This is a genomic window from Methylobacterium dankookense, from assembly GCF_902141855.1.
Taxonomy (GTDB): Bacteria; Pseudomonadota; Alphaproteobacteria; order Rhizobiales; family Beijerinckiaceae; genus Methylobacterium; species Methylobacterium dankookense.
Window position 1 is genome coordinate 265313 of the sequence record NZ_CABFVH010000002.1, and the last position, 9366, is coordinate 274678.

The 9366-nt window shown below is 72.1% G+C and carries 2 protein-coding genes and 1 pseudogene; 2 read left to right on the top strand and 1 reads right to left on the bottom strand.

All coding sequences use genetic code 11. From position 1 onward, the window contains the following. Positions 1–305: 305 nt before the first annotated feature. Positions 306–7730: a type I polyketide synthase gene (locus tag MTDSW087_RS03360; RefSeq protein ID WP_186383716.1), complete on the top strand. Its 7425-nt coding sequence runs from the start codon at positions 306–308 to the stop codon at positions 7728–7730. Next, the gene (locus MTDSW087_RS03365; protein ID WP_144760202.1) at positions 7727–9094 is read left to right on the top strand and encodes an aminotransferase class I/II-fold pyridoxal phosphate-dependent enzyme; all 1368 of its coding nucleotides are present in this window, start codon (positions 7727–7729) and stop codon (positions 9092–9094) included. Before MTDSW087_RS03360 ends, MTDSW087_RS03365 begins: the two co-directional genes overlap by 4 nt. A gap of 134 nt (positions 9095–9228) precedes the next feature. Here MTDSW087_RS03365 and MTDSW087_RS30685 read toward each other — a convergent pair. Beyond that, positions 9229–9366, bottom strand: a pseudogene (locus tag MTDSW087_RS30685) (polysaccharide biosynthesis/export family protein); the annotation flags it as partial.

Consider the following 9366-nt stretch of genomic DNA (forward strand, 5'->3'; position numbering starts at 1 on the left):
GATGGGCGTCAGGGGCGCCTGACGATTCAATCCATTGTGAAACGTGCGGCTGAAATGTGGCAGCTCAGTCGCGGCTCCACTGCAAAGCCTTCAGCATAGCGGCGCCTGACCGGAACTTCAGTGGCCGGCCTGCCGGCCCTAAACTGATGAATACATATCACACGCGGCTGGATTTGTGTTGCGGCGCCCGCTGGTCGTCGCCCTGCCTGTTTGCCACCGCATTAGAGCCATACTAAGGGTGCAGCAGGATGCCCACTCTCCGCCCTTCGAATCGACTCCCGTTAACGAGCGTGTGCGAACCGAACGTGACACAACGTACAGACATCGCCATCGTCGGTCGCGCCTGTCGGCTTCCGGGGGCCCCGAGCGTCGATGGCCTCTGGCAGCTCCTCACGGAGCCGCGCTGCGCGGTGAGCCGCGTTCCCGGCGACCGCTGGTCCCTCGACCGGTTCGGGCACCCGCGCGCGCAGGAACGGGGCAAGAGCTACACCTGGGCGGCGGGCGTGCTCGACGACATCTGGTCGTTCGATCCGGGCGTGTTCGGCATCTCGCCGCGCGAGGCGGAGCAGATGGATCCGCAGCAGCGCCTGCTGCTGGAGCTGACCTGGGAGGCGCTCGAGGATGCGGGCCTGCGCCCCTCCGCGGTGGCGGGCAGCCATATCGGCGTCTTCGTGGGCGCCTCGTCGCTGGATTACGGCAACCTGCGCATCCTCGATGTGCCGTCGGGCGACGCCTACGCGGCCACCGGCAACACGCTCTCGATCCTCTCGAACCGCATCTCCTACATCTTCGACCTGAAGGGCCCGAGCTTCACCGTCGACACGGCCTGCTCGTCCTCGCTCGTCGCCCTCGACAACGCCGTCCAGGCGATCAGCTCCGGCCGGATCGACACCGCGGTGGTAGCGGGCGTGAACGTGCTCGCGAGCCCGTTCAACTTCATCTGCTTCTCCAACGCGCAGATGCTCTCGCGCACCGGCCTGTGCCAGGCCTTCTCGGCCAATGCCGACGGCTATGTGCGCTCCGAGGGCGGCGTGGTCCTCGTCCTGCAATCGGCCGAGGCCGCGGCGCGCTCCGAGGCGACGGTGCGCGGCCGCATCGTGGCGAGCGGCGTCAACTCGGACGGGCGCACCACCGGCATCTCGCTGCCCTCCGGCTACGCGCAGGGCGCGCTGCTCGAGAAGGTCTACCGCGAGGCGGAGATCGACTTCGACCGCATCGCCTTCGTCGAGGCGCACGGCACCGGCACCCCGGTCGGCGACCCGATCGAGGCCTCGGCCATCGGCGGCAAGATCGGCCGCATGCGCCGGGAGCCCCTGCCGATCGGCTCGATCAAGACCAATATCGGCCATACCGAGCCGGTCTCCGGCCTCGCCGGCCTACTCAAGGCCAGCCTCGCGCTGGAGCACGACCTCGTGCCGCCCTCGCTGCACGCGGCCGAGCTGAACCCCGAGATCCCCTTCGGCGAGCTGAACCTCGACGTGGTTCGCGAGCCGCTGCCCCTTACCCGCGGGGCCGAGCGCTTCGCCGGCGTGAACTCCTTCGGCTTCGGCGGCACCAACGCCCACGTCGTTCTGAGCGATGCCGAGCCCGTCCGGGCGGCGCCCGCCGCCAAGGCGGCGCGGACCCCTGAGATGCTGCTGCTCTCCGCCCAGAGCCGCGCCGCGCTCAACGACCTCGCCCTCGACTATGCCGAGCGCTTCGAGGCGGCGACGCCCGCCGAGGCGGCCCGGATCGCGGCCGCCGCCGCCCATCGCCGCGAGCGCCTGAACACCCGCCTCGCCGTGCCGCTCGACGGCAAGGCCGACCTCGCGTCGACGCTCCGCGCCATCGGCGAGGGCGAGGACACGGCCCAGGCCGTGACCGGCACCGCGATCGACCGGGCGGCCGAGGTCGCCTTCGTCTATTCCGGCAACGGCAGCCAGTGGGCCGGCATGGGCCGCGAGGCCTATGCCGAGAACCCGGTCTTCCGGACGGCCTTCGACCGCATCGACGCCCTGTTCCAGCCCTACGCCAAATGGTCGCTGAAGGAGGCGCTCGAGGCCGAGGACCTCGAAGAGCGCCTGGAACTCACCAGCGTCTCGCAGCCGCTGATCTTCGCGATCCAGAGCGCCTCGACCACGGCTTTGCGCGCCCGCGGCCTGAAGCCCGCCTACGTCATCGGCCACAGCGTCGGCGAGATCGCCGCGGCGGAAGCCGCCGGCATCCTCAGCCTGGAGCAGGCGGTGCGGGTGATCTTCTACCGCAGCCACCACCAGGAGACGACCCGCGGCCAGGGCACCATGGCCGTGCTGCTGATGCCCGCCGAGGAGGTGCCCGCCTTCCTCAAGGACTATCCGCGCCTCGATATCGCCGCCTACAACAGCCCGAAGGCGGTCACCGTCGCCGGCCCGGTCGCCGACATCGACGCGGCGATCAAGGCCCTGTCGCGCAAGCGCCGCCGTGGCCGCAAGCTCGACCTCGCCTATCCCTTCCACGGCCGGATCATGGATCCAACCGAGAAGCCGCTGCTGCGCGACCTCGCCGAGCTGAAGGCTTCGCCGGGCATCGTGCACATGGTCTCGACCGTCACCGGCAAGGTGCTGGCGGGCGAGAGTTTCGGCGCGACCTACTGGTGGCGCAACATCCGCGAGCCGGTCCGCTTCAGCGACGCCGTGCAGGAGGCGACCCGCCAGGGCGCCCGCGTCTTCGTGGAGGTCGGCCCCCGCGCCACGCTGATGTCGCATGTGGGCGACGCCATCGAGCCGCTCGGCATCGACAACGCCGTGGTCGGCGTGATGCACCGCAAGGAGGCCGGCGGCGACCCGATCGCCAAGGCCGTCAGCGCCGCCCTGGTCCAGGGCGCGGCGGTCGACGAGGCGCTGCTGTTCGGCGACGCGCCGAAGGGCGCCGTCGCGCTGCCGACCTATCCCTGGCAGCGCCGGGCCTTCCGCCTGCCCGAGACCACCGAGAGCGTCGGCGCCACCAGCGCCCGCCAGTACCACCCGCTGATCGGCTCGCGGAACGCCTCCGACGGGCTCGAATGGCAAGGCTACGTCGACATCGCGACGGTGCCGGAGCTCGACGACCACCGGATCGAGGGTCAGGCGATCATGCCGGGCGCCGGCTTCGTGGAGATGGCGCTCGCCGCCGCCCGCGAGGCGCTGCGCAGCGACGAGATCGTGCTCGCCGATTTCGAGATCCAGTCGCCGATGGTGTTCAACGAGGACGCCCTGCGCGAGGTCGCGGTACGTCTGTCCGGCAGCGGCAATGGCATCCAGGTGCTGAGCCGCCCGCGCCTCGCCCAGACGCCCTGGCAGATCCATGCCGCCGCCAAGGTGATCGAGGGCGATTTCGCCCCGCCCGCGGCGCCGCAGGTGGAGATGCCGGAGGACCGCGCGGTCGCCGGCGATGAGCTCTATGCCCGCGCCGTGGCCGCCGGCCTCGGCTTCGGCCCGAGCTTCCGTCAGGTGGCGCTCTCCGCCCGCCTCGACGACGAGACCATCGTCTCCGACCTCGTGCCCGCGGAGGCGGATGCCCGCTACGGCCTCGTGCCGGCGCGCCTCGATGCCTGCTTCCACGGCCTGATCCTGCTCTTCGCCGACCTCCTCGGGGAGAATGCGGGGAAGGCCTACATCCCCGTCCGCTTCGGCGAGATCCGCCTCGTGAAGCCGGGCGCCGCGATCGCCCGCGCGGTGATCCGCACCCGCCGCTGCAACGAGCGCAGCATCCTGGCCGACTTCACGGTGCTCGACGCCGACGGCGCCGTCATCGCCACCATCCGCGAGGGCCGCTTCCAGGCGCTGCGCGCCAAGGGCGGCGGCGACCTGTCGGCCTTCGCGATCTCGCAGGCGACGGAACTCGCCCCCGAGCCGACCGCCGTGCCGATGGACCGGCGGCCGAGCATCGCCGCCCGCCTGAAGCCGCTGACCGAGGGCGCGCGTAGCGCCGCCGACGCGCCGCTCTCGCCGGGCCACCTGCTCCTCGAGGGCTGGGCGACGGCGCTCGCCTTCAAGCTCGCCGCCGGCCTCGCCCGCGACGGCTCCGTCACCCTCGACGGGCGCGTGCCCGACGCCCTGCGCCCCTGGATCGCCAACGCGCTCTCGGCCCTGGAGAGCAGCGGCCTCGCGGAGCGGGCCGGCCCCGGCTGGACCCTCGGCGACGGCTCGGCGCTGCCCGCCCCCGACGAGATCCTGCGCTGGATCGCGGCGGACCACCCCGAGCTCTCGGCCGAGCTCGTCCTCGTCGCCGATGTCGGTGCCCTGGCCGACCAGCTCCTCGCCGGTTCCTTGAGCGACGCGCCGGTCCTGCCGCAGAACGCCCTCGACGCCTTCGCCCTGCGCAGCGCCACCGCGCGCCACGCCGCCGACGTCGTCTCCGGCATCCTCGCCGCCTCCCGCGACAAGCTGCCGAAGGACCGGGCACTCCGCCTGCTCCAGGCCGGGTTCGGGCCCCTCTCCGCCCAGGTCGCTTCGCTCGCCGAGGAGGCGCAGGCCCGCCTCACCGTGTTCGAGACGGACCGCCGCCTCGCCGGGCGCGCCCGCCTCGCCCTGCCGCGCGGCGTCACCGTGATCGAGGTCGCCGACGAGCTGCCGGCGGCCTGCTTCGACCTTGTGCTGACGAGCGGCGCCCTCCACCGGGGCGACCGCGACCTGCCGCGCCGCCTCGCCGACGCGCTCGCCACCGGCGGCCTTCTGATCGCCGTCGAGCCCGGCGCGTCGCTGTTCCGCGACCTCGTCTTCGGCCTCACCCCCGGATGGTTCGAGCCGGGCGAGGACGACCTGCCGATCGGGCGCCTCGACGACATCACCGGCTGGCAGCGGACGCTCAGCGCCACCGGCCTCGTCAGCGTCTCGGCCGAGCGGGCGGCCTCCGCCAATGGCGACGATCTGCTCCTCGTGGGCGAGGCGCCTGCCCGTCCGGGTCCGGCCCCGGGCCAGACCTTCGCCTTCGTGATCGGCTCGGACGACGAGTTCGCGGCCGAGACCGCCTCCTCCCTCGCGACGCTCCTGGTCGCGGGCGGCGTGCACGTCTCGATCATCCTCGATTCCGAGACCTCGCTGATGGAGCTGGAGCGGGAGACCCCGGATACGGTGGTCTTCCTCGCCGGCGCCTTCACCCGCGGCGGCGAGGCGGCCGAGCGCCTGCGCGACCGCTGCCTCAGCCTGAAGCGCTGCACCGAGCATCTCGGCACCCGCCAGACCCGGCTCTGGGTGGTGGCGCCGGGCGCGACCCGCGACCGCGGCGGCCAGGGCACCTCGGTGGAGGCCGGCGTCTGGGCCTTCACCCGGACGCTCGCCAACGAGGCGCAGAACCTCGATGTCCGCCGCATCGACCTCGCGCCCGAGATGTCCTCGAAGCGCGCCGCCGAGCGCCTGCGCGACCTCATCCTCTCGGGCACGCCCGAGACCGAGATCGTGCTCGACGAGGACCGCACGCAGGTCGTGCGCTTCCATCCCGGCCGCGTCCGGCGCCGGGCCGAGACGGGCGCCGTGCCCGCCGCCGCCGCGCGGCTGGAGCGCAGCAACACGGGCGGCCTCAACGAGATGACCTGGGGCCCGGCCGAGCGTCAGGCCCCGGGGGCCGGCGAGGTCGAGATCGCGGTCGAGGCCACCGGCCTCAACTTCCGCGACGTGCTCTGGGCGCTCTCGATGCTCCCGGAGGAGATCCTGGAGGACGGCTTCGCCGGTCCGCGCCTCGGCCTCGAATGCGCCGGCCGCGTCACGGCCGTCGGCCCGGGCGTCCAGGGCTTCAAGGTGGGCGACGCCGTCGTCGCCTTCGCCCAGTCCGGCTTCTCGACGCATATCGTCGTGCCCGACATGGTGGTGGCTCCCGCCCCCGCCGGGCTGGAGCCGATGGCCGCGGCCACCGTGCCGGTCGCCTTCCTCACCGCCTATTACGGCCTCGTCACCTGCGCGCGGCTCCGCCGCGGCGAGTGGGTGCTGGTCCATGGCGGCGCGGGGGGCGTCGGCCTCGCCGCGCTCCAGATCGCCAAGCTGAAGGGCGCGCGCGTCATCGCCACCGCGGGTTCCCGTGAGAAGCGGGCGCTGGTGAAGGCGCTCGGCGCCGAGCACGTGCTCGATTCCCGCTCGCTCGCCTTCGTGGACGAGATCCGCGCGATCACGGGCTCGGGCGTCGACGTGGTGCTGAACAGCTTGTTCGGCGAGGCGATGGAGCGCTCGCTCAACGCCCTCAAGCCGTTCGGCCGCTTCGTGGAGCTGGGCAAGCGCGACTACGTCGCCAACACCCATATCGGGCTACGCCCGTTCCGGCGGAACCTGAGCTATTTCGGCGTCGACCTCGATCAGGTGCTCCAGCACCAGGGCGAGGACGGAGCGCGGATGTTCCGCGAGGTGATGGCGCTGTTCGGCGAGGGCGGCCTCAAGCCCCTGCCCTACCAGCCCTTCACCGCCGAGGAGACCTCGGACGCCTTCCGGCTGATGCAGCAATCCGGCCATATCGGGAAGATCGTCATCGCCCCGCCGAAGCCCGGCCGCGTGCTGGCCGAGGCGACGTCGCGCTTCGCCATCTCCGGCACCGGCGTGCACCTCGTCACCGGCGGCCTCGGCGGCTTCGGCCTGGAGGCGGCGCGCTGGCTCGCCGATCGCGGCGCCCGGCACATCGTCCTCGCCGGCCGCAAGGGGGCGGCGACCGAGGAGGCCAAGGCGGCCGTCGCCGACCTCGCCGCCCGCGGCGTCACGGTCGAGGCGCCGGCGGTCGACTTCACCAGCCGCGCGGCGGTCGACCGCCTGCTCGGTTCGATCGAGGCCAAGGGCGGCCGGCTCGCGGGCGTGATCCACGCCGCGGCGGTGCTGCAGGACGGCCTGATCGCCAATATCGACACGGCCTCGCTCGACGCCGTGATCGGGCCGAAGGTGATCGGCGCCCAGCATCTCGACGCGGCCACCCGCGACCGCCAGCTCGATTACTTCGTGGTCTTCTCCTCGGCGACCACCTTCATCGGCAATCCGGGCCAGGGCGCCTATGTCGCCGCCAACGGCTTCATGGAGGGGCTGGCCCGCCAGCGCCGCCGCAAGGGCCTGCCGGCGCTCGCCGTCGCCTGGGGCGCCATCGGCGATGTCGGCATGCTCGCCCGCAACAAGGCGGTGATGGAGACGCTGGCCTCCCGCGTCGGCGTCACACCGATGGAGGCGCGCCGCTGCCTCGACCTGATGGCCGAGGCGCTAGAAGGCCAGGGCCCGTCCCCGGACGACGCGGTGATCGCCATCGCCGCCATGCATTGGGGCAAGGCGCGCGAGCGCCTCGCCACCCTGCGCTCGCCGAGCTACGACGCGCTCGGCGGTGACCAGCAGGCGGAGGCCGGCGCGGTCGCGACGATCAACATCGCCGCGCTCCTCAAGGGCGGCGACCTCGACTCGGCCCGCAAGACCGTGTCGGACGCGATCGTCGAGGACATCGCCCGCATCCTGCGCCTGCCGAAGGACGACATCAGCCGCGTGCGCCAGCTCTCCGAGATCGGCCTCGACTCGCTGATGGGCGTCGAGCTCGGTGCCAGCCTGCAGGAGCGCTTCGGCCTCGATTCGCCGCCGGCGGGCATCTCCTCGGGCCTGACTGTGAACGAGTTGGCGGAGACCTTAATTCAGGCGGTTTCGGCGCCCATGGACGAGGCGGCCGGCGTGGCCCTGAGCCTGGCTCAGAAGCATGTCGGCAGCGAGGTCGACGCGGCGGCGCTCGCGCCGTTCAAGGACCTTGTGGAGCAGAAAAGCCTCGAGATCAAAGAGATCCTTCCATGACGCAATCGCCACGGCCGGACGGGGGGCGCGCCGCTCTGGCAGGCTTCGTGACGAACCGGCTGGGGCGGACGCCGCCCCGGCCGGCCCCGGCCCGGGCGCCGGAGCCCGCGCAGAACCCGTCGGTGCTGAGCTTCGAGACGCTGCCGGGCTACCGCGAGCTGAAGCTGCAGCGCTCGGCGGCCGACCTGATCGGCCTCAGCAATCCCTTCTTCCACGTCCACGAGACCAAGGCCGGCGCGACCACGCGTATCGAGGGCCGGCCCTTCGTGAACTTCTCCTCGTACGACTATCTCGGCCTCAACGGGCATCCCAAGGTCAGCGATGCCGCGCGCGCGGCGATCGAGGCCTTCGGCACCTCGTCCTCGGCGAGCCGCGTGGTCGCGGGCGAGCGGCCGGGCCATCTGAGCCTGGAGCGGGCGCTCGCCGAGCATTACGGCACCGAGGGCTGCGTCGTGATGGTGAGCGGGCACGCCACCAACGTCACGACGATCGGTGCCCTGCTGGAGCCCGGCGACGTGATCTATCACGACGCGCTCAGCCACAACTCCATCGTGACGGGCGCGCAGCTCTCCGGTGCGCAACGGCGCTCCTTCGCCCATAACGATCTCGAAGCCCTCGAGACGCTCCTCCAGGCGACCCGGCACGAGCACCGCCGCGCCCTCATCGTGGTGGAAGGCCTCTACAGCATGGACGGCGACGCGCCGGACATCGTGGGGCTCATCGCGCTGAAGCAGCGCTACAATGCCTGGCTGATGGTGGACGAGGCGCACGGCCTCGGCGTCCTCGGCCGCACGGGCGCCGGCCTGTTCGAGCATGCCGGGATCGACCCGAAGAGCGTCGACATCTGGATGGGCACGATGTCGAAGACGATGTCGGCCTGCGGCGGCTATATCTGCGGCCCGGCGGCGCTGATCGAGTACCTGAAGTGCACGGCCGGCGGCTTCGTCTACAGCGTCGGCATGTCGCCGCCGCTGGCCGCCGCCGCCGAGGCCGCGCTCGCGGTGATGCGGGCCGAGCCCGAGCGCGTCGAGCGCCTGCGCCAGAATGGCCGCCTCTTCCTCGACTGCGCCAGGAAGCACGGGCTCGACACCGGCTTCAGCCTCGGCCTCGCGGTGATCCCGGTGATCGTCGGCGACTCGCTGAAGTCGGTGACGTTGTCCGACCGCCTGTACAAGCGCGGCATCAACGTGCAGCCGATCATCCACCCGGCGGTGCCGGAGCGGGCCTCGCGCCTGCGCTTCTTCATGACCTCCGAGCATACGGCCGAGCAGATCCGCGACACGGTCGCGGCAGTCGCCGAGGAGCTCGCGGCCATCGAGAAGGGCGGCTCGCTGATCGAGCAGCTGCTCGCCAAGCGCGGCTGATCTGGGATGGCCGGGGCTCTGCCCCGGCGCCCCCGCCGAAAGGATGATCCCTTCGGAATCTCAGGATCGGACGCAACGAAGAAGGCCCCGCACCATCGGTGCGGGGCCTTCTTCGTTCGGGCCGGCGCCCGCGTTCAGCGTGCGGCGGAGTAGATCGAGGCCGCGCCGGCGACGGGGGCCGCGACGGTGGAGAAGACGCTCAGCACCTTCTGCAACTCGGTGAAGGGCGCGTTCGAGACGTAGACCAGGTCGCGGTTGCGCATGCGGAAGGC